Source organism: Mycobacterium sp. DL99, assembly GCF_004762045.1.
GTDB lineage: Bacteria > Actinomycetota > Actinomycetes > Mycobacteriales > Mycobacteriaceae > Mycobacterium.
This window is the reverse complement of sequence record NZ_SJOM01000007.1, coordinates 698,970-723,861: the sequence shown is the minus strand read 5'-3', so window position 1 is coordinate 723,861 and position 24,892 is coordinate 698,970. Positions and strand designations below refer to the sequence as shown.

At 67.3% G+C, this 24,892-nt stretch carries 24 protein-coding genes; 13 read left to right on the top strand and 11 right to left on the bottom strand.

The features are described from left to right. Window positions 1-15 precede the first annotated feature (15 nt). Window positions 16-732, bottom strand: coding sequence for a GntR family transcriptional regulator (locus EYZ64_RS03620; RefSeq protein WP_210115459.1), 717 nt, complete (start codon window positions 730-732; stop codon window positions 16-18). Between the two features lie 176 nt (window positions 733-908). Here EYZ64_RS03620 and EYZ64_RS03615 point away from each other — a divergent pair, with 176 nt between their 5' ends. From EYZ64_RS03615 to EYZ64_RS03600, 4 genes are read left to right on the top strand one after another with little or no spacing between them, the layout of a single operon-like run. Continuing rightward, window positions 909-1,886, top strand: coding sequence for a phosphate/phosphite/phosphonate ABC transporter substrate-binding protein (locus EYZ64_RS03615; protein WP_135451897.1), 978 nt, complete (start codon window positions 909-911; stop codon window positions 1,884-1,886). A gap of 5 nt (window positions 1,887-1,891) precedes the next feature. Then, window positions 1,892-2,704: a phosphonate ABC transporter ATP-binding protein gene (gene phnC, locus EYZ64_RS03610; RefSeq protein ID WP_135451896.1), complete on the top strand. Its 813-nt coding sequence runs from the start codon at window positions 1,892-1,894 to the stop codon at window positions 2,702-2,704. Next, window positions 2,701-4,293 carry a phosphonate ABC transporter, permease protein PhnE gene (gene phnE, locus EYZ64_RS03605; RefSeq protein ID WP_135451895.1) on the top strand — a complete coding sequence of 531 codons (1,593 nt, stop codon included), beginning with the start codon at window positions 2,701-2,703 and terminating at the stop codon, window positions 4,291-4,293. Before phnC ends, phnE begins: the two co-directional genes overlap by 4 nt. Then, window positions 4,269-5,282 (top strand): zinc-binding dehydrogenase, encoded by a 1,014-nt coding sequence (locus tag EYZ64_RS03600; RefSeq protein WP_135451894.1) that lies wholly within the window; start codon window positions 4,269-4,271, stop codon window positions 5,280-5,282. The genes phnE and EYZ64_RS03600 overlap by 25 nt, the downstream gene beginning before the upstream one ends. 136 nt (window positions 5,283-5,418) lie before the next feature. Here the strand turns inward: EYZ64_RS03600 and EYZ64_RS03595 are convergent, their stop codons facing one another. The 3 genes from EYZ64_RS03595 to EYZ64_RS03585 form a co-directional block, all read right to left on the bottom strand. Then, window positions 5,419-6,297, bottom strand: coding sequence for a glycoside hydrolase family 16 protein (locus tag EYZ64_RS03595; RefSeq protein ID WP_167858073.1), 879 nt, complete (start codon window positions 6,295-6,297; stop codon window positions 5,419-5,421). An 87-nt stretch (window positions 6,298-6,384) separates the two neighbouring features. Further along, on the bottom strand, window positions 6,385-6,828 hold the full coding sequence (locus tag EYZ64_RS03590) for a cupin domain-containing protein (protein ID WP_135451893.1): 444 nt from the start codon (window positions 6,826-6,828) through the stop codon (window positions 6,385-6,387). Window positions 6,829-6,877: 49 nt separating this feature from the next. Further along, a complete protein-coding gene (locus tag EYZ64_RS03585) occupies window positions 6,878-8,737 on the bottom strand; it encodes an Hsp70 family protein (RefSeq protein WP_135451892.1) in 1,860 nt (619 codons plus the stop codon). A gap of 302 nt (window positions 8,738-9,039) precedes the next feature. Between EYZ64_RS03585 and EYZ64_RS03580 the strand changes: the two genes are divergently transcribed. After that, window positions 9,040-9,498, top strand: a complete 459-nt coding sequence (locus EYZ64_RS03580; RefSeq protein ID WP_210115458.1) for a nuclear transport factor 2 family protein — start codon at window positions 9,040-9,042, stop codon at window positions 9,496-9,498. Window positions 9,499-9,502: 4 nt separating this feature from the next. On the opposite strand, the gene EYZ64_RS03575 is transcribed toward EYZ64_RS03580, so the two are convergent. Next, the gene (locus EYZ64_RS03575; protein ID WP_135451890.1) at window positions 9,503-10,156 is read right to left on the bottom strand and encodes a L,D-transpeptidase family protein; all 654 of its coding nucleotides are present in this window, start codon (window positions 10,154-10,156) and stop codon (window positions 9,503-9,505) included. 78 nt (window positions 10,157-10,234) lie between these two features. Between EYZ64_RS03575 and EYZ64_RS03570 the strand changes: the two genes are divergently transcribed. Further along, a complete protein-coding gene (locus tag EYZ64_RS03570) occupies window positions 10,235-11,698 on the top strand; it encodes a bifunctional phosphatase PAP2/diacylglycerol kinase family protein (protein WP_135451889.1) in 1,464 nt (487 codons plus the stop codon). On the opposite strand, the gene EYZ64_RS03565 is transcribed toward EYZ64_RS03570, so the two are convergent. Further along, window positions 11,652-12,299: a phosphatase PAP2 family protein gene (locus tag EYZ64_RS03565; protein WP_286174601.1), complete on the bottom strand. Its 648-nt coding sequence runs from the start codon at window positions 12,297-12,299 to the stop codon at window positions 11,652-11,654. The two genes, EYZ64_RS03570 and EYZ64_RS03565, sit on opposite strands and share 47 nt — an antisense overlap. An 85-nt stretch (window positions 12,300-12,384) precedes the next feature. Here EYZ64_RS03565 and EYZ64_RS03560 point away from each other — a divergent pair, with 85 nt between their 5' ends. Next, window positions 12,385-12,867: a hypothetical protein gene (locus EYZ64_RS03560; RefSeq protein ID WP_135451887.1), complete on the top strand. Its 483-nt coding sequence runs from the start codon at window positions 12,385-12,387 to the stop codon at window positions 12,865-12,867. Here EYZ64_RS03560 and EYZ64_RS03555 read toward each other — a convergent pair. Beyond that, a complete protein-coding gene (locus EYZ64_RS03555; RefSeq protein ID WP_135451886.1) occupies window positions 12,864-13,583 on the bottom strand; it encodes a TetR/AcrR family transcriptional regulator in 720 nt (239 codons plus the stop codon). The genes EYZ64_RS03560 and EYZ64_RS03555 overlap by 4 nt on opposite strands. A gap of 113 nt (window positions 13,584-13,696) precedes the next feature. Here EYZ64_RS03555 and EYZ64_RS03550 point away from each other — a divergent pair, with 113 nt between their 5' ends. The 4 genes from EYZ64_RS03550 (at window position 13,697) to cysC (ending at window position 18,719) form a co-directional block, all read left to right on the top strand. Then, the gene (locus EYZ64_RS03550; protein WP_135451885.1) at window positions 13,697-15,067 is read left to right on the top strand and encodes a sulfatase family protein; all 1,371 of its coding nucleotides are present in this window, start codon (window positions 13,697-13,699) and stop codon (window positions 15,065-15,067) included. 78 nt (window positions 15,068-15,145) lie between these two features. Next, window positions 15,146-15,949, top strand: a complete 804-nt coding sequence (gene stf0, locus EYZ64_RS03545; RefSeq protein ID WP_135451884.1) for a trehalose 2-sulfotransferase — start codon at window positions 15,146-15,148, stop codon at window positions 15,947-15,949. After that, on the top strand, window positions 15,946-16,860 hold the full coding sequence (gene cysD, locus EYZ64_RS03540) for a sulfate adenylyltransferase subunit CysD (protein ID WP_135451883.1): 915 nt from the start codon (window positions 15,946-15,948) through the stop codon (window positions 16,858-16,860). The genes stf0 and cysD overlap by 4 nt, the downstream gene beginning before the upstream one ends. After that, entirely contained in the window at window positions 16,860-18,719 is a 1,860-nt protein-coding gene (gene cysC, locus EYZ64_RS03535; RefSeq protein WP_135451882.1) for an adenylyl-sulfate kinase, read from the top strand. The genes cysD and cysC overlap by 1 nt, the downstream gene beginning before the upstream one ends. A gap of 122 nt (window positions 18,720-18,841) precedes the next feature. Here cysC and EYZ64_RS03530 read toward each other — a convergent pair whose 3' ends face one another. Next, complete coding sequence (locus tag EYZ64_RS03530; RefSeq protein WP_135451881.1) at window positions 18,842-19,684, bottom strand: alpha/beta fold hydrolase; 843 nt, start codon at window positions 19,682-19,684, stop codon at window positions 18,842-18,844. A gap of 53 nt (window positions 19,685-19,737) precedes the next feature. Further along, complete coding sequence (locus EYZ64_RS03525) at window positions 19,738-20,502, bottom strand: trans-aconitate 2-methyltransferase (protein WP_135459788.1); 765 nt, start codon at window positions 20,500-20,502, stop codon at window positions 19,738-19,740. A 47-nt stretch (window positions 20,503-20,549) separates the two neighbouring features. Here EYZ64_RS03525 and EYZ64_RS03520 point away from each other — a divergent pair, with 47 nt between their 5' ends. Further along, window positions 20,550-21,428 carry an amidohydrolase family protein gene (locus EYZ64_RS03520; protein ID WP_135451880.1) on the top strand — a complete coding sequence of 293 codons (879 nt, stop codon included), beginning with the start codon at window positions 20,550-20,552 and terminating at the stop codon, window positions 21,426-21,428. Between the two features lie 23 nt (window positions 21,429-21,451). Then, window positions 21,452-22,642, top strand: coding sequence for an alpha/beta hydrolase family protein (locus tag EYZ64_RS03515; RefSeq protein ID WP_135451879.1), 1,191 nt, complete (start codon window positions 21,452-21,454; stop codon window positions 22,640-22,642). Here EYZ64_RS03515 and eccE read toward each other — a convergent pair. Then, entirely contained in the window at window positions 22,598-23,512 is a 915-nt protein-coding gene (eccE, locus tag EYZ64_RS03510) for a type VII secretion protein EccE (RefSeq protein WP_135451878.1), read from the bottom strand. The genes EYZ64_RS03515 and eccE overlap by 45 nt on opposite strands. Further along, window positions 23,509-24,888 carry a type VII secretion-associated serine protease mycosin gene (mycP, locus tag EYZ64_RS03505; protein ID WP_135451877.1) on the bottom strand — a complete coding sequence of 460 codons (1,380 nt, stop codon included), beginning with the start codon at window positions 24,886-24,888 and terminating at the stop codon, window positions 23,509-23,511. Before mycP ends, eccE begins: the two co-directional genes overlap by 4 nt. Window positions 24,889-24,892 lie beyond the last annotated feature (4 nt).

Here is a 24,892-nt window from a genome sequence, read left to right as displayed (position 1 = left end):
CGTGTGCGGCTGCTGCTATGGCGCGGTCATCACCGCGGTGAACGTCATCCGGTCACCCCGATACAAGGAGCGCCGCTGCTCGATCGGAATTCCATTCTGGTCGTAGGACACCCGGTTGAGCAGGAACATCGGTGTGCGACTGTCGACGGTGAGTAGCGCCGATTCCCGTGAGTCCGGCAGCGCGGTCTCGATGGTGTCGACGGTCCGCTCGAAGTGGATTCCGCGACTGCGGATCTCGGCGTAGAGCGACTCACGGTAGTCGAAGGTCTCCCGCAGCCCCGGGTACCGCGCGGCCGGCAGTTTGGTGGTCTCCAGCCCCACCCGGATGCCGTCGGTGGTCAGGACGCGCTCGAGCTGCAGGATGGGGGCGCCGACCTCGATGGCGAGCTGGCCGGCCAGGATGTCGTCGGCGCTCAGATCGCTCCAGCCGACCAGGATGCGCCCACCGCTGCGACCCTGCTCCTTGGCAGCCTCGGTGTAGGACCCCATCGAGAGGGGCTGCAGAATCTTGGGCGCTGCGACGATGGTGGTCCGGCCCCGGCGCTCAATACGCCCGGCCAACAACAACTCTCGCAACGCTTGGCGGACCGTCTCGCGAGCGACGTCGAATCGCTCCGCGATCTCCCGCTCTGCAGGGAAAGGGTCTCCGACCTCCAGGTCATCGAGCAATCGCTCCAGTTGCGCGCGGACGACCTGGTGCTTGAGAACCCGGGGTTCTGCGCTCGCGGACACCCGCCCACAGTAGCAAATCTTGGTATAGACCAAGACTTGCCGCGTTGTTAACCTCCTCGCCAACTTGGATGCACCCGCTGGTATAGACCAACGCACAGGGTGTGGGGCATGGCAGTGGCACGCCTCCGCCGGCGCACTGCCCGTCAACCGACCCCGCCCGAAAGGTCCCGCGCGCCATGAAGTTCCGCACTCGATCTACCTCTGCTCGCATCGCCGCCGTGGCAGCCGCAAGCGCCGCTCTCGTCTTGTCCGGTTGTTCGAGCTCCAACAACTCCAATGCGAAGACCGCCCAGGGCTTCCCGGAAACCCTCACGTTGGCCGCGATCCCGGCCGAGAACTCCACTGACCTCAAGGCCAGCTACCAGCCGCTGATCAAGCTGCTGGAAAAGGAGACCGGCGCCAAGGTGGAGTTCGTGCAGGCCTCGGACTATGCCGGGGTGGTCGAGGGCATCATCGCCAACAATGTCGACCTCGCCTTCTTCGGCCCATTCGCTTATGTGGTCGCCGGGGTCAACGGCGCCAAGATCACCCCGGTCGGTGCGGTGATCCAAGACCAGGGCGCCAAGCCGGGCTACCAGTCCTACGGCCTGGCCCGCAGTGACGCGGCGAACATCAACGGCCTCAAGGACTTTGCGAGCAAGAAGGTCTGCTTCGTGGACCCGAGCTCGACGTCAGGATTCCTCTATCCGACCGCCGGACTGATCGAAGCCGGGGTTATCAAATCCGGCTCTGAAGGCGATCTCTCCGCGGCCATGTCCCCGATCTTCGCCGGCGGCCACGACTCCTCGGCCCTGGCGATCGCCAACGGTGACTGCGATGCCGGCTTCGCGTTCGACACCATGGTCGACAAGACCATGATCGCCAAGGGCGACCTCAAACCCGGTCAGCTCAAGACGGTGTGGAAATCGGAGATGATCGCCGGGTCGGTGTTCGCCGCCAACGATTCCCTGGGCGGCGAGGCGATCGGCAAGCTCAAGACCCTCTTCGCCGACAAGGTCAACGTGCCCAACCTCGAGGCCGAAGGCTTCTGCCAAGGTGACGCCTGCCGGATCACCGACGAACGGGCCTGGGGATTCGTCCCGGTCGAGGACTCGGACTACAGCGGCGTGCGCCACGTCTGCGACATCACCGGCTCCGAGAAGTGCAAGGGCTGACACCCATGCGCGCAGACGGACCCCACCCTTCCGTCGCGGGCGACGATCTCGTCGTCATCGCCCGCGACGTCACCAAACGCTTCGGTGGCACCCTGGCCCTGGACCACGTGTCCCTTGACGTACGGCGCAGCGAGATGCTGGTGCTGCTCGGCCTGTCCGGGTCGGGCAAGTCGACATTGTTGCGCTGCCTCAACGGCCTGCAGCCGGTCACCTCCGGCAGCGTCGAGGTGGGCGGCACCCACGTCGACACCGCCTCGGCCAAACAGCTGCGCGCACTGCGCCGCAACGTGGGGTTCGTGTTCCAGCATTTCAATCTCGTCGGGCGGCTGAGCTGCCTGGAGAACGTCCTGATCGGCGGCCTCGGCCAGCTGCGGCTCCCCCGCTACGGCGCACTGACCTACCCGAAGGCGATGCGCGCCGAAGCCCTGACCTATCTGGACCGGGTCGGCCTGGCCGACTACGCCGAGCGGCGCGCCGACACCCTCTCCGGTGGCCAACAGCAGCGGGTCGCGATCGCCCGCACCCTGATGCAGAAGCCCGGCCTGCTGCTGGCCGACGAACCCGTCGCCTCGCTGGATCCCGAAAACGCCGGTGTGGTCATGGATCTGCTGTTCCGGGTGTGCATCGAGGAGAAGCTGACCGTGGTGTGCACGCTGCACCAGGTGGACCTGGCGCTGGGCTGGGCGCACCGCCTGATCGGCCTGCGCAACGGCCAGAAGATCCTGGACCGGCCCGCGGTCGGCATGACCCGCGACGATGTCATGGAGATCTATCAACGGGTCGATCCCACAGCACATTCGGCGGCCCGGCCGTCGTGAGCACCGACCTCACCGAGCGGCCGACCCCCTCCGCCCCGGCGCCTGAGCGCAGGCCACTGCCCGGCCTGCTGCACCTGGTCACCGTCGCCGCCGTGCTGGCCACCATCGTCGCAGCGTGGTCGATCGACTTCGCCCCCGCGACACTGCTGAACGGGCTCGACGAGGTTGCGGCGCTGTTGAAGCGGATGATCCCACCGCGCCTGGATGATCCCGGCCGCATCGGCGGCCTGGCGGTCGAGACCCTGTTGATGGCCGTGCTGGGGACGGTGCTCGCGGCGATTGCGTCAGTGCCACTGGCATTCCTGGCCGCCCGAAACACCACCCCACACCCGGCGGTACAGGCGGTGGCACGGGCCATCATCACGTTCTGCCGGGCCATGCCCGACCTCCTGTTCGCCGTACTGTTCGTCCGGGCCCTCGGAATCGGAGTACTGCCCGGCATTCTCGCGTTGGCGCTGCATTCCATCGGCATGCTCGGCAAGGTGTTCGCCGATGCCATCGAGCAGACCGACCCGGGTCCGCGGGAGGCGGTGCGCAGCACCGGCGTCGGATACTTCCGCGAGATGCTCAACGCCGTTGTCCCCCAGGTGGTGCCGTCCTGGATCGCCACCTTCATCTACCGCATCGACATCAACCTGCGCATGTCGGTGGTGCTCGGCTTCGTCGGCGCCGGCGGCATCGGCTTCGCCTTGCAGGATGCGTTGCGCGGGTTGATCTATCCGCGGGCGCTCGGCATCGCCTGCGTCATCCTGGCCATCATCGCCGTGATGGAACTGCTGTCCATCGTGATCCGGCGGATGCTGCTGGATTCCACGCAGTCGAACCCGACCCGTGAGCGCGTCGCGCGGTTCGTGTTCGGCGGATCCCTGATCGCCGTGTGTCTGGCCGCGCTGGTGGTGTTGAAGATCAACCCGCTGTCCCTGATCACCTGGGTGGGACCGGCCGCCGAGGTGTTCACCCGAATGATTCCGCCCAACTTCTCGGCCCTGGGTGTTGAATTGTTCGCCGCCTCAGGACAAACCGTCGCCATCGGCGTGGTGTCCACGGCCATCGGTGTGGTGCTGTCCCTTCCTGTCGGAATCCTGGCCGCCCGCAACGTCACACCCCACCCCGCGGTCTACTGGCTGGCCCGGGCCTGGATCCTGCTGGTGCGGGCCATTCCCGAGCTGATCCTGGCCGTGGTGTTTGTCGCGGCGCTGGGGCTCGGGCCGGTCGCCGGCACCTGCGCACTGGCCATCGGATCGATCGGTTTCCTGGGCAAACTGGTCGCCGACGCGGTCGAGGAGATCGATCCGGGCCCACTGGAGGCGGTCCGATCCGTAGGGGGTGGCTGGTGGAAGACGTTGTTCGCCGCGGTGATTCCGCAAGCCATGCCGGCGATGGTCGGATCCAGCCTGTACCTGTTCGACGTGAATGTGCGGACCTCGACCATCCTCGGGATCGTCGGTGCGGGCGGTGTCGGCTACCTACTGTTCGAATCGATCCGCACGCTGAACTTCGATGTCGCCGGCGCCATCGTCATCGTCATCTTCGTCATCGTCTATGCCATCGAAAGGTTGTCCGGATGGATTCGATCCCAGCTCGTGTGACGGCCGCCGCGGTCTGGACCGGCTCCGGTGTCGACGTGCGGACTGTCCCGATTCCCGAACTCGGTGCCGGCGAGATGCTGGTCCGGGTACGGCTGGCCACGGTGTGCGGTAGTGACCTGCACACCGTCACCGGCCGACGCAGCGCGGCCTGCCCGTCGGTCCTCGGTCACGAGGCGGTCGGCGATGTGGTCGCCGTCGGCGCGGGCGCGGATGTCCCAGTCGGCCAACGCATCATCTGGTCGGTGACGGTGGCCTGCGGTGCGTGCACCCGCTGCCGGTCCGGGCTGAGCGCCAAGTGTTTGTCGGTGCGCAAGGTGGGCCACGAGCCGTTCGACGGGGACTGGCCGTTGTCGGGTTCCTATGCCGCACACCTGGTTCTGCCCCGCGGCACCACGATCGCCGTTGTCCCCGAGACGCTTTCCGATACGGTGGCCGCGCCGGCCGCGTGCGCAACGGCGACGGTGATGGCCACCTTGGAAGCCGCCGGTGAACTGACTGGACGACGCGTACTCATCAACGGAGCGGGCATGCTGGGCCTCACCGCCGTCGCGGCATGTGCCACAGCCGGAGCCGACGTGCAGGTGGTCGACCGCAACGCCGACCGCATGGCATTGGTCCCGCGCTTCGGCGGCCGCGCCTCCGACGGACGTCCGGTCGATGTGGCGATCGACTACACCGGGTCTTCCGCGGCCGTCACGGATGCCTTGGCCCGTCTCGACATCGGCGGCACCCTGGTGCTGGCCGGCTCGGTCACCCCTGGGCCGCCGTTGGCTGTGGATCCGGAAACCGTTGTCCGGCAATGGCTGACCATCACCGGTGTGCACAACTACGAACCCCGGCATCTGCACCAAGCCGTGGATTTTCTCGACCGCACCCGCGAGCGCCTTCCGTGGGAGCGTCTGGTCACGCCGCCCGTGGCACTGTGCGACATCGCGTCGGCGTTACGCCCTCCGCCTGCCTGCAAGCTCCGGACTGCGATCTGTCCCTGACCGGCGCCGTCAAGAGTTTTGACGGACTCTGGCGCGACACCCTGTCAAGAGAGCTTCTAGCCGCGCGCCACAAACGCCGAAACTACGGGCTCTGACGTGAAATACGCCAGAACCCGTAGTTTCGTCGCAAGAAAAATCAGCCCTGGAAGACGCGGATCCAGTCGACCAGCATCTCGGCCGGGTAGCTGCCGCCACTCGGATCGCGGCCACCCGAGCCGCCGATGGCGATGTTGAACACCGGCACCAGGGTGTAGCCCGGGTCATTGAAGGGCCAGTCATCCAACGAGTTCGCCGGAACCGTGAAGAAGGGCTCCATGCCGGGGGCATAGTCCTTCCAGAAGTACATGCCCGTCGGCGTCCACGACATCCGCCAGGTGTGCCACCCGCTGTCGATGGGGTGCGGGTCGGTGGCGAACGATTCACCGTCCAGGCGGGCGTGCACGGTGCTGCCCGACGGCCAGTCCCGGTTGCCGTACCACTCGACGAGGTCAACCTCGCCGCCGCGGACGGGATCGTCATTGAGAAGCCAAAACGCGGGCCAGGCGCCGTCGGTCAGGCAGTTGAGCTTGACCCGGGCCTCCCAGGTGGTGCCGATGCCGCCGCGCCAGTTTCCGACGACCTTGGCGCTCGCGTACTTCTCCTGGATCGTGGTGCCCGGGCCGCGCGTCGCGCGGATCACCAGGTTGCCCTTGCCATCCTGGAACGCATGCTCGGTGTCGGTGACGTAGCGGCCCATATTGAACGGCTTGTCCCACTCGACCGGATTCTTGATCATCTCGCGCTCGGGCACCAGGTGCCACCACGCCGGGTCCGGCGGAGAGCCGGCCGGGCCGTTGAACTCATCCTGGAACAGGAAGGTCGGCTGCGCCGAGGCGGCAGCGGGCGGGGTGGGCGCTCCAGGGGCAGGCGCCGGCGGGTTATCACCAACAGCCGGGTCGGCGTTCGCCATCCCGGCAGGCAATGCAGCCGCTGCCACCCCCAGACCCATCATGAACATCACACTGCGACGATCCATCTCAGGCACAGCAGAACTTTAACCGAACTCTTACGCAGATATCTGACCCCTGCCCAAAGTTTCGCAGGGCCACACCCGTTTCCGCAGCTAGGGACACACTGCAGGCGCGTCGTCACGCACCGGAACGTCGGCGGGCAGGGTGTAGGTCACCACGACATCGGCATCGGCGGCGCCCTCATTGGTCACCCGGTGCGCCACCCCGGCGGGAATGACGGCAGCCTGGCCGGCGGTGTACTCCACGGGTGCACAATCAGCCGCGGTCTGCACCACCACGGCCCCCTCGTTGATCACCGACTGCTCCCATCCGGGATGGCTGTGCCAACCGCTACCGGCTCCGGGTTTGAGCAGCAGGCTCTGCACGTACAACGTGGTGGGCTGGCCCGCGGTGACCACCCAGATCGGTGCGGTGGTGGTGCCTTTGCCCAGATCGGTGCGCACCACGTCGCCTTCAGCGGGGGTGGCGGCGGCGGGTGCGGCCGACACACATGTGGCGATGACGGCTCCGACGACGACAGCATGGATGCGGTTCACAGTGCCTCCCGATTGTTGATCGAAAGGTAGCCCGCTCAAGCGTATTTCGTCACTGGAAAGGCTGGAACGGATACTGCGGCTGCTGCTGGTACGGGTACTGGGGTTGCTGCTGGTACGGGTACTGGGGCTGAGGCTGCTGCGTCTCACCCCGGTTCGGCACCTGGATCGGAATCGGCACCGGGACGAACGGCACGGTGACGTACGTCGTCGTCATCGGGTTCGTCGTCGTGGTGGTTGTGGTCGGCGTCGTCGTGGTAGTCGTCGGCGGCGTTGTGGTTGTTGTGGTGGTCGGCGTCGTCGTGGTGGTGGTCGTGACGGGTGGCGGCGTGGTCGTCTGCGTGACGACACGCGTCTCGGTCACCGGTGGCGGCGGTGCTTGGGTCACCGTGACCGGCGGAGGCGCCTGGGTCACGGGCTCAGGGGCCGGTGGCGGCTCGACCGGGGCCGGCGGTGGGGCCTCGACCGGGCTGGGGGCCACCTCCTGCGGAGGCAACGGCTTGGACTCGGGCGGCTTGACCTCTGAACTCGGGGCGCTGCCCGTCGCGCTGGTCAATGCATACGTCACCCCGCCGATGGCGACGAGGACCAGAGCGGCGGCCACGGCGAAAACCGTCAGCGGCAACCGCTCCCATCCGCCGCGCGGCTGCTCGATCGGACCGGTCGGCGGGACGTACTGCACGGCCGGCCGCGCCGCGGTCTCGCTGCCGTAGGAATCCACGAGGTCGGGTCCGGTGTAGGGCACCACGTCGTCGTCCGCATCATCTTCAGACCACGCCAGCGCCCGGAACGTCGATGAACCTTCAGAACCCTGTGCGGCGGGAGGGATTCCGGCCGTCGGCACCGCGGCCGCCACCCCCAGGGTCGGCGCCATACCCGTTTGCGCATCGGCCTCGGCGAGGTAGGCGGCGGACAAGGCAGCACCGATCGCCGCGTCCAGCGCGGGCTGCGGAGTGGTCACCACCACGGCCTGCGAGTGTTCCGAAAGTTGTTGAGTGACCAGCGGAATGCTCGCACCGCCGCCGATGGTCACCACTGCTGAGACAGCCGGCCAACTGATCCCGTTGCGCTCCAACGCTTTTTCGAGCGCGTCCAACACGCCGGCAAGCGGAGCCTGCATCAACGACTCGAGTTCGGTGCGGGTCACCCGCACGGTGGCGGAATAGCCGGGCAGTTCCACCACCAGATCGGTCGCGGTGTCGGCCGACAGCCGTTCTTTGGCCTGACGGCATTCCTCACGCAGCCGAGCCAACGACCCGACCGCCGCGGTGCCGGCCGGATCGATGCCGCCGGCCTGAGCGACCCCGTCAAGCACGTGCGTCAGCAACGCCTGGTCGATCTGATCACCGGAGAAATCGGGATAGCGGGTGGTCTCGTCGATCGGCTCGAACGCCGACGCGGCGTCGGCCAGCGTGATGCTGGTGCCGCCGCCACCGAAATCCAGCAGTGCCACCACGCCGTTGGGCGGCAGGCCCGGGTTGGCCCGCAGTGCGGCCAGTGAGGCGACGGCGTCGGGGACGAGCCGGGGCGGCCGGCCGTCGCGGGAGAAGCTGGGGTTGGTGCGCAGCGCATTGCGCAGGGCACGCATCGTGGGTGCACCCCAGTGCGCGGGCACGGCGATGGCCAACTGATCGGATGGTCCACCCGCGAGTTCCACCATCGCATCGAGGGCCTCGACCAGCAGAGTGTCGGCGGGATAGGACGCACCGTCGGGCGCCACGAGGGGCACCGGATCGCCGACCCGCTCGACAAAGCCGCTCAGGGTGACGCCGGAACCGGATTCGGGCATGCCGACTTGCGGCGTCCGGTCGGTCGACAAGGTCAACACCGAACGCCGGCTGACAGGTTGATTGCCGACACGCGCCGCAACCAAGTTGGTGGTCCCGATCGACAACCCCAACGGGCCGCTCATAACGCTCGTCACGATAGCCGCAGTGCAGCCCCGGAGCCTTCCGACACTCCGCGCCTGCGCGGCCAGGCATGTTCGGCCGGTGCGCTTTTGACCGCCCCAGCAACGCTAATGCGTCACACAGGAATAGCAATGGTCACCCTGGACGAAGATCAAATCGCCACGTTGGCAAACGGTTTCAGCCACTGCGGCGAACGTGCCGCTTCTCGAGCCGAACGCCGTGGTTCCGCCGCGAAGGCCTGCACGTTCACCACAGTGGTCACAGAGGCTATTGCGCCTGCCCGTGGTGTGCTCCAATGTCGGGCATGGGTGACATCGACGACATCAAGCAAGTCAAATACCGGTACCTGAGGGCCCTCGATACCAAGCACTGGGACGAGTTCGCCGACACCCTCACCGAGGACATCGCCGGCGACTACGGGCAGTCCATGGGCAAGACGCTGCACTTCACCGACCGCGACTCGCTGGTCGAATACATGAAGAGCTCGCTGGGCCCGGAGGTCATCACCGAGCATCGCGTCGCGCACCCGGAGATCGAGGTGAACGGTGACGAGGCCACCGCCACCTGGTACCTGCAAGACCGCGTGATCGTCCCCAGCGTGAACTTCATGTTGTTCGGCTCGGCGTTCTATCACGACCGCTACCGCCGTACGGCCGACGGCTGGAAGATCAGCGCCACCGGCTACGACCGCACCTACGACGCCACGCTGTCGTTGGAGGGGCTGAACTTCAAGCTGGAACCCGGTACCGCCCTTAACATTTGACGCGCTACTTTGCGACGGCGATCACGGCGCCGGGCCGTAGCCACTGCATGATCTTCACCAAGGTGGCGTCGTCGATCGCGACGCAGCCGGCCGTGGGCCCGCCATCGGTGGTGTGCACGAAGAACGCGCCACCGTTGCCGGGCACCCTGGCCTTGTTGACGCCCATCACCACGGCGTGCTTGTAGGCCGTGATGTCCAGGTTCTCGGTCCCGCTGCTCGGGTCGGTGTTGAACGGGCACTGCGCCTTCTGGCACACCTGCATGGTGTTGTAGGTCGGGCTCTTCATGTCGCCGTCCCACCAATGGTCGGGCGTGACTTGCACGTACTGCAGGCCCCCGCCGGGATTGGGTGCGGTACCGAACGCGAAGTCGAGGGTGAAAATGCCCATGGGCGTCTTCATTTCACCGTCATGAGTCTGCGGGGCCATTCCATTGGCGCCGATGTTGGCCGGTATCCCGGCACCGATCGGCTGCCATCCTGCGGGCCCCCGTTGCCAGACATCCATCTTGGCCTTCGAACCACCCACGCCGACAACCGAAATCACCTGGGTGGCGTTGCCGACCGAGGGGGCGAACCAGGGTGGGTCGACGGCACCCGCGGTGGGCGCGCATGCCAGTGCCAGCACCCCGGCACACAGCAGGGCGAGCAGTCGGCGCATCCGTCCATCGTCGTAGCCGTGGCTCTCGGCCGGATAAAGCTTGGAGCACGATCCGGTCGCGACGGTTACGTTGGCGCCATGGACGTGCGCGCGATCGGCAAGGGACTGGGCACCTTGGACCGGGAGGTCTTCGAGGCTGTGGCCGAGTCACCGAGCCCGCTACTGGACTCCGTGATGCCCGGGCTGACCAGGGCAGCAGACCATTCCAAGCTGTGGTTCGCCATCGCGGCGGCGATGGGTGCGCTGGGCAGCACCTCGGTGCGGCGCGGCGCTGCGCGCGGCGTGGTCAGCCTGGCCGTCACCAGCCTGGTGACCAATCAGGTGGCCAAGCGGATCTGGCGGCGGCCCCGGCCGGATCACCGCCTGATCCCGGTGGCGCGGCGGATCCGACGCATGCCGACATCGCATTCGCTGCCGTCGGGCCACTCTGCGAGCGCCGCGGCCTTCGCGGTGGGGGTCGGCCTGGAGTCCCCGGCGGCCGGCTTGCCGTTGGCGCTGCTAGCCGGCCTGGTCGGGTTGTCCCGGGTCGCCACCGGCGCGCACTATCCCGGTGACGTGTTCGCCGGATTCGGCATCGGCGCCGCGATCGCGGTCCTCGGCGCCCGCGTCGTCCCCACCATCCCCGCCGCCACCCTGCCGAAGTCCGATCCGCTGCGGTTCCCCACCGAGCCGCGGCCGGACGGCGCAGGCGTCACCCTGGTGATCAACCCGGCCTCCGGCGACGGGACCGGCGCGCGAATCATCGACGACGTCCGAAAAGCCTTGCCGCGCACCGAAATCATCGAACTCGGCGATGACGACGACATCGAGGCGGTGCTGCGGGAGACGGCCGCCCGTACCGATGTGCTCGCCGTGGGCGGCGGCGACGGGACGGTGGCAGGCGCGGCAGGCATCGCCGTCGACGCGGGTGTTCCGCTTGCGGTGTTCCCCGGCGGGACGTTCAACCACTTCGCCAAGGACATCGGCTGCGATTCGGTGGCCCAGACCGTCAAGGCGATCACCGAAGGCTCCGCAGCCTACGTCGACCTGGTCTGCCTCAATGAGGAACGCATGGTGATCAACACCGCCAGCATCGGCGCCTACCCGAAGTACGTGCGCACCCGGGAGAGGCTCGAGCACCGGATGGGCAAGCGCTTGGCCGGGATGTACGCGCTGTACCTCACGCTGCGCCGGGAAGCCCCGGTCCGCATCAGCTATGACAACAAGACCCTTGAGACCGAGTTGTTCTTCCTGGGCAACTCGACGTACTTCCCGTCCGGATTCGCCCCGTCACAACGCCCGCGCCTGGACGACGGACTGATCGACGTGCGCATCCTGGAGACCGGGCGGCGCTTCAGCCGGCTGCGCATCGCGACGGCCGTGGCACTCGGCCGGCTGGAACGCAGCCCGCTGTATCACGAACTACAGGTGCCGCAGTTCCGGTTCACCGCGGTCGACGGCCCCACCACCGTGGCCCACGACGGCGAGGTCGGCGAGGCGCTCAGCGAGGCCAGCTTCACGGTGCGGTACCGGGCGCTGCCGGTGTTTCGTCCGCTGCCGTGACGACTGCCGGATACGGCGGGCACAGCAGGTAGACCGCCACGAACCAGGCGTAGCCCAGTGCCCAGCCGGCCATCACATCGGAGGGGTGGTGGACATTGAGCACGACCCGCCCCACCCCGATGGCGACGACCACGAGCACCCCGGCCGCCACCCACCAGCCCCGCAGCCACGGGCGAAGCGTCGGCCAGGCAAGAACCGACAGGGCCAGCACCGAGACCATCACGCCCAGCGCGTGCCCAGACGGGAACGAGGTCGAGAGCGCGTGGACCAGCGCGGTGGCCGGGCGCGGACGATCCGCCAGAAACTTGGCCACCTCGGTCGTCACCGCGCTGACCTCAACGGTCAAGAACAGGAACAGCGCGATACGCCGTTGTCGTCGCCGCAGCGCAAAGACGATCATCACCAGCGCCAGCAACCGGAACGCGAAGGGCCCGAGCACCGTGCAGAACACGTTCCAGGCCGTCACCCAGCCCGGGTGCGCCGCGCCGTACCGGTACGGGCCGGCCAGCCCGGCGTCGTCCAGGTCGGCCAGCCACGTCCACTGCATCGCGTAGCCGACCCACAGCGCCGCATACACCGCGACGGCCACTACCGCGCTCACGATCAGCCACCTGGCCCCGGTTTTCACCAGATCATCTCTACCAGCTCCAACCGATTTGCCATGTTTGCGCGCTACCGTCGAACACATGGCACTGATCCTGCGAAAGCTGATGCACATCGGCGCTCTTCCGGAGGGTCTGCGGGCCGAAGCCGAAGCCGAAGGCATCCTCTTTCTCGCCGAATACGTCCCGGTGACCAGGCGCTTCACCGGAACGATCCCGGGCCTGCGATCGGCGGGCAGCGTCGCCAGCTATGCCGGTGCGCTGGCTCTGACCAACTACCGCGCGCTGGCCACCATGTCCACCCTGCCCAAGCTTGCCGGCCGCAGCATCGACCAACCGTGGTCGGCGCCGCAGGTCGGTGCGATGCACGCCGAACTTGACCCGACCGGGCTCACCCTGACGGCCGATGTGGCCGAGATCGACCGGCGCTGCCACGGCCGATTGTCGCTGCACTTCAAGACCGCGATACCGGACGAAGTCCTGACGCAGCTGCCCCGCCGGTCCCTGGCCTTCGACGTCGGGCCGGAATACGTTTTCCGCGCGGTCGGGGTGCCGTACCACCCTTAGCTCTGACGGTTCATCAGCGCGGCGATCACCGCGGTGAACTCGTCGTCGCGGTTGATCTCCAGCCCGCTCGCGCGGGCCGCGCCGTCCAGGACATACCAGGCGAAATCGGCCAGGTGCGTCACGATCTCTTCGCATGACCGCTCCGGCGCCGCACCGCGGATCCACGCCGACACGGTGGCCTCCACCATCGTCACCACCGCGAACGGGACCGTTTTGAACGCGATGTCATCCACCCCGATGGTCTGGGCGATCGTGGCGATGATCCCCTCGGACTGCCTGGTCATGCGGAGCTTGAGCTCGCTCATCGCGTCCAGCGAGCCGTCGCTGTCGAATGTCGGCCCGCGCCGGACGAACTCGTCGAGGCGCGGGTGATCGAGCATCCAATCCGCCACCGCCGCCACGGTGCGGGTCAGGATCTCGCGCAGCGAGCCGTAGGACACGTCGAGGTTGGTGTCGAGCACCGCCGCGAAATCGTCGAACACATAGGACCGGACCCGTCGCTCGAGCTCGTCCTTGCCGGCGAATTGGCGGTACACCACCGACTTCGCCACCCCGGCGCGGTCCGCGATACGCACCATGGAGATCTCGGCGCCCGGTGGATTCTCCTCGATCAAGGCGACCGCCGCCTGCAGGATCTGGGCGCGCCGCTCGGTGTTGTGCTGCTCCCAGCGGGCCTCATAACCGCTGACCACAGCAGGTTCGGTGGCAGTCGGCATGGCCTCCACCCTACCGACGACGCCCCGTCGAATAAGTGGCTCTCGGTGAGCCAAACGGTTGCAGGCCAGAGGTTCAGCCTGTTCGGTCGTAGGGTGAACGGAAAGGATGTGACGTGACCGAGCCGCAACAGCAGAACCTGCTGGTCGTGCACTGGCATGACCTCGGGCGCTATCTCGGCGCATACGGCCACCCCGACGTGGCCAGCCCGCACCTCGACCAGCTCGCCGCCGAGGGAATCCTGTTCACCCGCGCGCACGCCACCGCGCCGTTGTGCTCACCGTCGCGAGGATCGCTGTTCACCGGCCGGTACCCGCAGAGCAACGGCCTGGTTGGCCTGGCCCACCATGGCTGGGAGTACCGCGCCGGGGTACGCACCCTCCCCCATCTTCTCGCCGAATCAGGTTGGCACACCGCACTGTTCGGCATGCAACACGAGACCTCATACCCGGCCAACCTCGGCTACGACGAGTTCGACGTGTCGAATTCGTTCTGCGAGTACGTCGTCGAGCAGGCCACCGCGTGGCTGGCCGATGCTCCGCAACAACCGTTCCTGTTGACCGCCGGATTCTTCGAGACGCACCGCCCATATCCCCGAGACCGGTACGAACCGGCCGAATCGGAGACCGTCGAGGTGCCCGACTATCTGCCCGACACCGGCGACGTGCGCGACGATCTCGCCGAGTTCTACGGATCGATCGCGGTAGCCGACGCCAAGGTGGGCGAACTGCTCGATGCCCTGACCGCCGCCGGCCTCGACGAGAACACGTGGGTGGTCTTCATGACCGACCACGGGCCGGCGCTGCCCCGGGCCAAGTCGACGCTGTACGACGCAGGCACCGGCATCGCACTGATCGTGCGTCCGCCGCGGGGTTCCGCCGTTGCGCCGCGCCGCTACGACGAGTTGTTCAGCGGGGTCGACCTGCTGCCCACGCTGCTGGAGTTACTCGGCGTCGAAATCCCCGGCGACGTTGAAGGGCTGTCACACGCCAGCAACCTCCGGGAAACCTCCACGGAAACCGGCGAGATCCGATCCGAGGTGTACACCACAAAGACCTATCACGATTCTTTCGACCCCATTCGAGCCATCCGCACAAAGGAATACAGCTATATCGAGAATTACGCGGCACGGCCATTGTTGGACCTGCCGTGGGATATCGCCGACAGCCCACCCGGACGGGTGCTCGGCGACACGGTCCTGAGCCCCCGGCCCGGTCGCGAACTGTACGACCTCGTCGCGGACCCGACCGAACGCAACAACCTGCTCGGACCCGATGCCACCGACAAGGACGAGGCGATCGCGGAGAACCTCGCACTGTCGTTGAACGACTGGCGTCAGAAGACCCTCGACGTCATACCCTCCGAATTCGCGGGCACCCGCATCTCGGAGCGTTATACCCAGACATATCTGAGCATTCACGGCCGACCCGCCACCAGCCGATCCGCCATCGCCGCCGACCGCGGCATCACCGATACCCATCAATAGTTTTCATCTCGGTGAATAAAAACTCTTGACGCTTCTTCGAATAGGCGCCGCAAATCAATGATGGTTAGAGTCTCGCCCATGTCAGATCATCCGACTGCCTACCTGGTGCTCGCTTCCCAGCGCAGCGGCAGCACCTTGCTGGTGGAATCCCTGCGCGCCACCGGTATGGCCGGCGAGCCCCAGGAGTTCTTCCAGTACCTGCCGACCACCAGCATGTCGCCGCAGCCCCGGGAATGGTTCACCGGCGTCGAGGATGAGTCGATCCTGCGCCTGCTCGATCCGCTGGTCGAAGGTAAGCCGGATCTGGCCCCCTCGGAGATCTGGCGCGATTACGTCCGCACGGTCGGCCGAACCCCCAACGGGGTGTGGGGCGGCAAGCTGATGTGGAACCAGAGCCCGTTGCTGCTGGAGCGCGCCGAGGGCCTTCCCGAGCGTTCCGGGCCCGGTCTGCTCGCCGCGATCCGCGATGTCATCGGCAGCGACCCGGTGCTGATCCACGTCTACCGTCCCGACGTTGTGTCACAGGCGGTTTCGTTCTGGCGCGCGGTGCAGACCAGGGTCTGGCGCGGACGACCCGATCCGGTACGCGATGCGCGCGCCGAGTACCACGCCGGCGCCATCGCGCACGTGATCAAGATGCTGCAGGCCCAGGAGGAGGGCTGGCGCTCCTGGTTCGCCGAGGAGAACATCTCCCCCATCGACGTGTCGTATCCCTATCTGTGGCGCAACCTCACGACCGTGGTGGCCACAGTGCTCGAGGCGCTCGGCCTGGACCCGCGACTGGCCCCGCATCCGGTGCTGGAACGCCAGGCCGACCAGCGGTCCGACGAATGGGTGGATCGCTACCGCCGCGATGCCGAGAAGGAGGGGTTGCCGGTATGACAGTCACTGATCTGTTGCATGTCGACGAATTGCGGCTGCTGGAAGCCGAAGCGGTGCACATCATCCGCGAGGTGGTTGCCGAGTTGCAGCGCCCGGTGCTGCTGTTCTCCGCCGGCAAGGATTCCATCGTCCTGCTGCGCCTGGCCGAGAAGGCTTTCCGCCCTTCGCCGTTGCCGTTCCCGGTGCTGCACGTGGACACCGGGCACAACTTCGACGAGGTCATCGAATTCCGCGACCGCCGCACCACCGGGCTTGGCCACAAGCTGGTCGTGGCCTCGGTGCAGGAGACCATCGACAGCGGCCGGGTCGCCGATCCGGGGCCGGGAGCCTCCCGGAACCGGCAGCAGACCCGCACGCTGTTGGACGCGCTGGAGGCCGGCGGATTCGACGCGGCGTTCGGCGGCGCCCGCCGTGACGAGGAGCGGGCACGTGCCAAGGAACGCATCCTGAGTTTCCGCGACGAGTTCGGTCAATGGGATCCGCGGGCCCAGCGCCCCGAACCGTGGTCGCTGTACAACGGCCGGATCCGCAAAGGTGAGCAGGTCCGGGTGTTCCCGCTGTCGAACTGGACCGAGCTCGACATCTGGCGCTACATCGAGCTGGAAAACCTTGAGCTGCCGTCGATCTACTTCGCTCACGAGCGCGAGGTCTTCGAACGCGACGGCATCCTGCTCGCGGTGTCGGAGTACGCCCAGCCGGTCGGTGCCGAACGGGCGGCGGTGGAGTGGGTGCGCTACCGCACGGTCGGCGATCTCACCATCACCGGCGCCGTGCGGTCGGAGGCCACCACTATCGACCGGGTGATCACCGAGATCTCGGCGGCCACCGTCTCGGAACGCGGCGAGACCCGCGCCGATGACCGCACGTCCGTCGCCGCGATGGAAGACCGCAAACGGGAGGGCTATTTCTGATGTCTACTCGTCAATTGCTGCGCATCACCACCGCCGGTTCGGTCGATGACGGCAAGAGCACCCTGATCGGCCGCCTGCTGCACGACACCGACAGCCTGCCGCTGGATCATCTTGAGGCCGTGACCGATTCGGACGGTGTGGCGGACCTGGCGGCACTGTCCGACGGCTTGCGCGCCGAGCGGGAGCAGGGCATCACCATCGACGTGGCCTACCGGTTCTTCTCCACCGCCACCCGCAGTTACATCCTGGCCGACACTCCCGGGCACGAGCGCTACACCCGCAACATGTTCACCGGCGCCTCCAATGCGCACGTGGCGATCCTGTTGGTCGATGCCCGGGCCGGGGTGCTACGCCAGACCCGGCGCCATGCCCGCATCGCAAAACTGTTGGGCATCAAGCACTTCGTCGCCACGGTCAACAAGATCGACCTGGTCGACTTCGACAAGGGCCGGTTCGCCGAGGTCGAGCAGGAGCTGCAACAGGTCGCCGACCGGCTCGGCGGGCTCGACCTCACCGTCATCCCGATCGCCGCCAAGCTCGGCGACAACGTCGTGCACCGCTCCGAGAACACCCGCTGGTACGACGGGCCCACCCTGCTCGAATACCTCGAAGGCATCGAATTGGCGGCGCCCCATGCTGACCCGGCGAGCCTGCGGCTGGCCGTGCAGTGGGTGTCCCGGCCGACTACCGAACAGCGTCGCCGTTACACCGGCCGGCTGTCGGCGGGCACTCTTCAGGTCGGTGACCCCGTCGTGAGCCTGCCTGCCGGTACCCGCTCGATCGTGACGGCCCTGGACACCCTGGACGACGACCGATCGGTAGGCGTTGCGCCGCTCTCGGTTTCGATCGAGCTGGCCGACGATATCGACGTCGGGCGCGGTGATGTCTTCGTCAGCGGGTCCTCGGAGGCCGTGGTGCCGGTGCTGGCCCGGGAAGTCGACGCGACGGTGTGCTGGTTCTTCGACAACCCGCTCCGCGCGGGCGACCGGCTGGCCCTCAAGCAGGGCACCCGCACGGTACGGGCCACGGTCCAGGAGCTGCACACCAAGCTCGATCCGGAGACCCTCGACGAGGTCGAGACCCCGGTTGAGCTGGCGCTCAACGACATCGGCTCGGTCACGTTGCGCACCAGCTCGGTGCTGGTGGCCGACAACTACGCCGACAACCGCGACAACGGTGCGTTCATCCTGATCGACGAGGTGTCCAACGACACCGTCGGCGCCGGGATCATCGTGCAGGCGCGTGAACTCAAGCCCAGCGGGCACAACCGGTCCGACATCAAATGGCATCCGTCGTCACTGGACCGCGACTACCGCTGGAACAGCACGGGCCAGCGCGGCGCCACCATCTGGTTCACCGGCCTGCCCGCCTCGGGCAAGTCCACGCTGGCGGTGGCCGTCGAACGGGCCCTGGTCGAATCGGGCCAGGTGGCCTACCTGCTCGACGGCGACAACCTGCGTCACGGCCTGTCCGATGACCTCGGATTCTCGGCCGGTGACCGGACCGAGAACATCCGCCGCGTAGGGCATTTGACCCGGCTGCTGGCCGATGCGGGTGTGGTGGCGCTGGCGTCGTTGGTGTCGCCACTGAAGTCCGACCGGGACACCGCCCGGGCCCTCAACGACGCCGCCAAGCTGCCGTTCATCGAAGTACACGTGGCGACGTCACTGGCCGAGTGCGAGCGCCGCGATCCCAAGGGGCTCTATGCGCGGGCCCGGGCCGGTGAGCTCACCGGGCTCACCGGCGTCGACGCTCCCTACGAGGCGCCCGAGAATCCCGACCTGGTGCTCGACACCACCGGCGCCGTCATCGACGACCTGGTCCAGCAGGTCATTGACTTGCTCAACACCCGCCGCTAACCAGCGATTTGGGTGCATTCAGCGGCGGTCAGCGCCGTTGAATGCACCGAAATCGCGGACTAACTCGTGATTTGTGGAGTCTTGGCCGTATCGAGCACGGCTGAAACTCCACAAATCGCGGACTAACTCGTGATTTGTGCACCTCCCGTAACGGCCAGCGTTACCGGAGGTGCACAAATCGCGGCGATGACGCGGTCGACGTGGGTGACATACAGCCCGTGGGCGGCACCGGGGATCTCGATGAGCTCCGCGTTCGGCAGTAGCGCGACCGTGGGACGCCCGGAGAGCTCGATGGGCGTCGACACATCGGCATCGCCCTGGATCACCCGAACCGGAAGTTCGAGGTCGGCAAGCTCGGCACGGTAGTCGGCGTGGGCGCCCATCTGCTGGGTGCCCACCAGAGTCGCGACAGGCAGGTCGGCGACCTGGTCCACGGTCCACTCGACCACCTCGGGTGACACCTCGTGGTCTCCGAAGAAGGGGGCGGCGTTGTCGACACACCATTGCCGCACATCGCGTTCCAGCTCGGCCGTTACCGCGTCGAGGATGGCCTCATCGACACCGTCCGGGTTGTCCTCCGCTTTCACGACCATCGGGAGCTGAGGCGCCACGAGCACCGCATGATCCACCCGGTCCACCCCGTGTCGACTGAGGTAGCGCACGATCTCACCGCATCCCAGGGAGTGCCCGACCAACGTGACGTCGTCGAGATCCAGGTGATCGAACAGCGCGGCCAGGTCGTCGGCAAGCAGATCCACCGTCCACTCGCCCTCGTAGGCACCAGAACTTCCGTGGCCGCGCCGGTCGTAGCTGACACACCGAAAACCCTTGTGCACCAGATGTTCGATGATCTGATCCCACTGGCCCGCATTGAGTCCCCACGAGTGGGTGAAGACCCGGACCGGTCCGGACCCGGTGTCGGTGTAGTGGATGTCGGTGCGGTCTGCGGTCTTGAATGTCGGCATGCGTCAATGCTCACCGCCGGCGATCCGAAAATCGATTACGTCGTAGGTAATGACTACCGAACCTGAGCGACCACGAACACGCGACGGAACGGGAAGAACGTGATGCCGTCATCCCGCTTCGGATACGCCTCGGCCAGCATCGGGATGATCGCCTGGCGGTACTGCTCCCACAGCTCTTCGCTGAGCCGGCCTTTCACCTGAGTCAGAGCCGTCCCGGTGATCCAGTCCAGAACCGGTGTCTCACCTGATAATTGGTGCACATAGGTGGTCTCCCAGGCGTCCACCACGCAGCCCGCATCGGTCAGCAGTCCGGCGTATTGAACGGGTGTGTCCACCTGGCCCACGTCACGCCATGGCATATCACGCAGCGGCTCGATGAACGGCTCTCGCCGGGCCAGCGCACGCACCGCGTGGTGGGAGGGCGCATCGAAGTTGCCCGGTACCTGGAAAGCGATCCACGCCCCGGCCGGCAGCTGACCGGCCCAGCGCACCACGAGTTCGCGATGCGAGGGCACCCACTGCAAGGCCGCGTTGGAGACCACCACGTCGGTGTCGGGTTGTGGGTTCCAGTCCTCGATCGCCCCGGCGTGTGCCTCGAGCCCGCGCGCCTGCGCGGCCTCGACCATCTCCGGTGAGCTGTCCCAGGCCTCCAGCGTGGCCCCGCTCCAACGCTGCAACAGGGTCTCGGTCAGGTTGCCCGGCCCACACCCCAGGTCGACCACGCGCCGCGGCGTCTTTGCCGCAGCCCGCGAGAGCAGGTCGTAGAACGGCCGCCCGCGGTGGTCGGCAAAGGTCAGATACGTCTCGGGGTTCCACACCCACCCGATCATCCCCGCCCTCGGCGGCCGGTGCATGATCGTCGGCGATGGATGAATCGAAAAAAGTGCGGAAGATCTGGACCGAGCTGGGCCTGCCCGGCATCGTCGACGTACACACCCACTTCATGCCCAAGAACGTGATGGACAAGGTGTGGCAGTACTTCGACAGCCAGGGCCCGCTGATCGGCCGGGAATGGCCCATCACGTACCGCGCCGACGAGGCACAGCGGGTCGCCACCCTGCGGGAGTTCGGCATCCTCCGGTTCTCCTCGCTGATCTACGCGCACAAGCCCGATATGGCGGCCTGGCTGAATCAGTGGGCGCGAGGCTTTGCGCAGGACACCCCGGATTGCCTGGCCACCGCCACGTTCTACCCCGAAGAACAGGCCGCGAGCTACGTCGCTGACGCCATCGCCGCAGGCACCGAGGTGTTCAAGGCGCACATCCAGGTGGGCAACTACGAGCCGAACGATCCCCTGCTCGACGAGGTCTGGGGGCAGATCGAAGACGCCGGTATCCCCGTCGTCATTCATTGCGGCTCGGGCCCGGCGCCCGGAGACTTCACCGGCCCGGAGCCGATCGCCCGGCTGTTAGGCCGCTACCCGCGCCTGCCGCTGATCATCGCGCACATGGGCATGCCCGAGTACTCCGCGTTCCTGGATCTCGCCGAGCGCTACGACAACGTGCGGCTGGACACCACGATGGCGTTCACCCCGTTCGTCGAAGAGATGATGCCGTTCCCCACCTCGGAGATAGACCGGCTGAAAGACCTGGGTGAGCACATCCTCTTCGGCAGCGACTTCCCGAACATCCCCTACGGGTACGCCGAGGCCGTGCACCACCTGATCGACCTGCCGGGTGTCGACGACACCTGGCGCCGCAATGTTCTGCACGACAACGCCGCGAAGTTGTTCGGGCTGAGCTGAGCAGTTAGCTAGCATCGGGAATCGTGGACCCGGACCCGGTGGAACCCCCGATCCCTGTTCCCGACGTCCCCGGCGGGGAAGCCGGTGCACGCGGCCTGCCACGGCGTTCCGACCTGACCTTGCGGCAGCGGGCCATCGTCGACGCCTCCGCGATCGCCGACATCGCGTTGCGCACCGGGGTCGCCTCCATCGTGGCGACGTCGATGGTGCCGACCACGCTGGCGTCGATGCTGCATCCGTCGGCGTCGCGGACCGAGCACGACCACATGCGCTTCTACGCCGATCTGGCCGCCGCTCAAGATCCGGCGGTGTCGTTCCCGGCGCCCACCCGGCCACCCCGGGTATCCACCCGCCCGGCCAATCCAGTGGCCGAGATGATCGCCCACGGCCAGGTGGAGAACATCCGGTTCGACAGCAGCTTCACCGCGGTCAACCCCGGGCTACGCGACCTCTGGAGCGGGTTCACCCGCAACAACGTTGTGCGGGCCCAGCATTGGCGCCACAATGACGGACCGCATCCCACGTTGTGTGTGATCCACGGGTTCATGGGGTCGCCGTATCTGGCGAACGGCCTGTTCCTGTCCTTGCCGTGGTTCTACCGCTCCGGGTACGACGTGTTGTTGTACACCCTGCCGTTTCACGGTCGCCGCGCCGAACGGTTCTCACCGTTCAGCGGTTACGGATTCTTCTCTCACGGATTCGCCGGTTTCTCCGAGGCCATGGCCCAGGCCGTGCACGACTTCCGTTCCGTGATCGACTATCTGGAGTCCACCGGTGTCGATCGGGTGGCCCTGACGGGCATCTCCCTGGGTGGCTTCACCTCGGCACTGCTGGCCAGTGTGGACGACCGGATTCAGGCCGTGGTCCCGAATGTCCCGGTGGTGACGCCGGATCGCACGGTCGACGAGTGGTTCCCGGCCAACAAGCTGGTGGCCCTGCAACGGTGCATGTCCGGAACCGACCCGGCGTTGACGGAAGCGGCGGCGCGGTACGCCTCACCGCTCAACTACCGGCCCCTGGTCCCCAAGGAACGACGGCTGATCATCACCGGCCTCGGTGACCGGCTGGCCCCGCCGCAGCAAGCCGAGATGCTGTGGGAACACTGGGATCGCTGCGCGTTCCACTGGTTCCCCGGCAACCACCTGCTGCATGTGAGCCAGCCGGACTACCTACGCCGGATGACCCGCTTCCTGCAGGACTTCATGTTCGACTGACGCCGCCGCCTGCGGCACCGCGACGGGGGTGCCGTCCAGACGGTCCGCAGACAACGGGTTCAACGCTGCCAACGCCGGGCGATGCCGGCCGGCGGCCGATTTCAGGCCCGCCAGCGGAGCCTTGCGTGCCGGGCGGTCCTCGGTGCGGAACACCGCTCCCACTGTCAACTGCGGTTGCGCCGGAGATCCGGTGAACTCCAGTGCGGTCCAGGTCTCCTGGGCCGGCACCGCGCCGATCTCGGCCAGCACGGCCTCCAGCTTGTCGCTGACGCTGACACGGTATGCCGCAACATATCCGGAGTCATCCTTGACGCCACGCCAGGTTTCCTTGCCCGGGTCGGGAAGCGGTGAATCCACCCCGTCGACGAGCGTGACCGTCCAGCCTTGCTCGCGCAGATGATCGGCGAGCCGACGCCCGACAATTTCCGTGGTGTCCCGCAACGGGATTCGCGAGGACCGGGCACGCAACGCATCGAGGTTGTCGGTGGCGGCCACGGTCAGGCTGATCCAGCTACGTCGCGCACCACCGGCGTCGCGGTGGGTCACGCGGACCTTGTCACAGCGGATGCCGTACCGGTCCAGGTAGCTGACCACGACCGGAAGCTGGGCCGGGTCGGCGGGATCGACCCGCAGCACGACGGTCTCCGAATCGACCGCCTCCGTAGGCTGCTTCTTGGCCAGGTTGCGCCGCCACACCCCGATGCACCGGGCGATGCGCGTCGTCAGGAACAACCCACCCCACCACGCCAGCAGCAGCACCACCGCGGCGACGGAGACGCCGAGCACCCACCGCTCGGTGTCGGTCTGCCACGGCCGGGCCAGTACCGCCGCGACGATGAACAGGGACGCCAACGCAAGTCGGGCGGTCATGAATGGTCCTTCCGTCTGTATGCGCTGAACGCAACGGCGATGGCCGCCAGCGCAAGTGCTCCGGTACCGGCGAAAGCGACGATTCGCCCGGTGTTGTCACGCGGGGCCGGTTCTGCCGGTGCGGCAATGGGTTTGCCTGCGGGATCCGCCGGACCGTCCAGCGGCATATCGGCGACGTCCCAGGTGAGCGCGGCCACCGGATCGACACCTCCGGCACCGATCACGTTCGACGGCGAGCGGGCGGCGCCCTGGGCGGTCGTGGTCAGCCGGTGCACCACCTGCCGCGCGTTGAGGTCGGGAAACTTGCTGCGCACCAGGGCCGCAACGCCGGATACGTACGCCGCGGCATAGCTGGTGCCGTTGAGCGGGACCAGCTTGTCCCGATCGGTGGGCATGGCGTTGGACAATCCACCGCCTGGTGCGTTGCTCACCGAGGAGATGTTCTCCCCCGGCGCCGCGATGCCCACCCATGGCCCGGCCATGGTGAACCCGGAAGGCTGACCGGTCGCGTTCAGCGACCCGACCGACAGCACGTAGGGCTGCCACCACGAGGGGATGGAAACCGAGGAGACGCCGCCCCAGTTACGCGGATCGCCCGGAACGCCGGCATCGCCAAGCGGATTGGACCCGCACGCCGATCCGGTGGTGACCCCGCCCTGGGTGTTACCCGCGGCCGCGACGATCACCGCGTCCTTCTCGACCGCCGCATAACGCAGTGCCGCACCGAGTTCGGTCTGATCGATGTGTTTGTCGGCGGGCATGCAGGTCACGACGGAGATGTTGATGACGCGCGCACCCATGTCTGCCGCGCGCACCACGGCCCGGGCCAGGCTGGCCACGTCGGCCGCGGCGCGGGCCTCGGCCATATCGGTGCCGGTTGCGCGCGGGGCAAATCGTGGCGAGTTCTGCCGGATCGAGATCAGCCGGGCTTCCGGCGCCACACCGGAGAAGCCGTCGGGTCCGGGCTGCCCGGCGATGAGACCGGCCACCGAGGTGCCGTGGCCGTCACAGTCGGTCAGCCCATCGGTGGACTCGATGAAGTCACCGCCGCCTTCGACGTGAGGCAGCCGGGGTCCCGGCTGCACCCCGGTGTCGATGACGGCGACGGTCTGGCCCTGTCCGCGGCTCTGCTTCCATGCACCGGACAGGTTGAGCGCCAACTGATTCGGGTTGACCGCGCCGGGATCGGTACCCGGCAGCACGCCGGTGGTGGCGCACGCCGAGCGCTGCGCCATCGCCTCCACCGGACCGGCACTGCCGGCCGGCGGGGCGACCTGTGGGTCGACCTCGGGCGGGCTGACGGCGCCCGCCGACGGGGAGCCGACCAACAGCACCAGACCGGCTGTGGCCAGAACACCCAGGCTCTTGTGGATCACCGAT

What these genes read in the sequence shown, in the direction of transcription:
- EYZ64_RS03560 (WP_135451887.1), top strand. Translation starts at nt 12,385, where the DNA reads ATGGCACTGATCCTGCGAAAGCTGATGCACATCGGCGCTCTTCCGGAG.
- EYZ64_RS03530 (WP_135451881.1), bottom strand. Translation starts at nt 19,684, where the DNA reads ATGCCGACATTCAAGACCGCAGACCGCACCGACATCCACTACACCGAC.
- EYZ64_RS03570 (WP_135451889.1), top strand. Translation starts at nt 10,235, where the DNA reads ATGGACGTGCGCGCGATCGGCAAGGGACTGGGCACCTTGGACCGGGAG.
- EYZ64_RS03580 (WP_210115458.1), top strand. Translation starts at nt 9,040, where the DNA reads ATGGGTGACATCGACGACATCAAGCAAGTCAAATACCGGTACCTGAGG.
- stf0 (WP_135451884.1), top strand. Translation starts at nt 15,146, where the DNA reads ATGTCAGATCATCCGACTGCCTACCTGGTGCTCGCTTCCCAGCGCAGC.
- cysC (WP_135451882.1), top strand. Translation starts at nt 16,860, where the DNA reads ATGTCTACTCGTCAATTGCTGCGCATCACCACCGCCGGTTCGGTCGAT.
- EYZ64_RS03555 (WP_135451886.1), bottom strand. Translation starts at nt 13,583, where the DNA reads ATGCCGACTGCCACCGAACCTGCTGTGGTCAGCGGTTATGAGGCCCGC.
- phnC (WP_135451896.1), top strand. Translation starts at nt 1,892, where the DNA reads ATGCGCGCAGACGGACCCCACCCTTCCGTCGCGGGCGACGATCTCGTC.
- EYZ64_RS03600 (WP_135451894.1), top strand. Translation starts at nt 4,269, where the DNA reads ATGGATTCGATCCCAGCTCGTGTGACGGCCGCCGCGGTCTGGACCGGC.
- EYZ64_RS03575 (WP_135451890.1), bottom strand. Translation starts at nt 10,156, where the DNA reads ATGCGCCGACTGCTCGCCCTGCTGTGTGCCGGGGTGCTGGCACTGGCA.
- EYZ64_RS03595 (WP_167858073.1), bottom strand. Translation starts at nt 6,297, where the DNA reads ATGGATCGTCGCAGTGTGATGTTCATGATGGGTCTGGGGGTGGCAGCG.
- eccE (WP_135451878.1), bottom strand. Translation starts at nt 23,512, where the DNA reads ATGACCGCCCGACTTGCGTTGGCGTCCCTGTTCATCGTCGCGGCGGTA.
- EYZ64_RS03615 (WP_135451897.1), top strand. Translation starts at nt 909, where the DNA reads ATGAAGTTCCGCACTCGATCTACCTCTGCTCGCATCGCCGCCGTGGCA.
- EYZ64_RS03585 (WP_135451892.1), bottom strand. Translation starts at nt 8,737, where the DNA reads ATGAGCGGCCCGTTGGGGTTGTCGATCGGGACCACCAACTTGGTTGCG.
- EYZ64_RS03520 (WP_135451880.1), top strand. Translation starts at nt 20,550, where the DNA reads ATGGATGAATCGAAAAAAGTGCGGAAGATCTGGACCGAGCTGGGCCTG.
- cysD (WP_135451883.1), top strand. Translation starts at nt 15,946, where the DNA reads ATGACAGTCACTGATCTGTTGCATGTCGACGAATTGCGGCTGCTGGAA.